Genomic DNA, 251 nt, shown 5'->3' on the forward strand with positions numbered 1-251 from the left:
CCTGCTGGCATTGATCGACCGCCTGGGAGACTGTGGCATTTACCTGCGTCACATCGATCTGGGAGGTTGCGTAGGCGTGCGTTATCTAGATGAAGAGCATCAGCTGATTGCAGATTACATCCAGGCCCTGAGCGAGCGCATCGAGGGCCGCGATCTTGCGCTGATGTTCGAAACGGGCCGCTATATCGTCGCTAACGCTGGCGTAATGCTGACCCAGGTCGATTACCTCAAGCACACCGATCATATGGTTT

The 251-nt window shown here is 55.4% G+C and carries 1 pseudogene; it reads left to right on the top strand.

The annotated features are described in order from the left end of the window. A pseudogene (locus tag ACFZPT_RS26810) lies at nucleotides 1-251 on the top strand (diaminopimelate decarboxylase); the annotation flags it as partial.

The sequence above is a fragment of the Pseudomonas sp. MD330_10 genome (genome assembly GCF_042610415.1).
Taxonomy (GTDB): domain Bacteria; phylum Pseudomonadota; class Gammaproteobacteria; order Pseudomonadales; family Pseudomonadaceae; genus Aquipseudomonas; species Aquipseudomonas rhodesiae.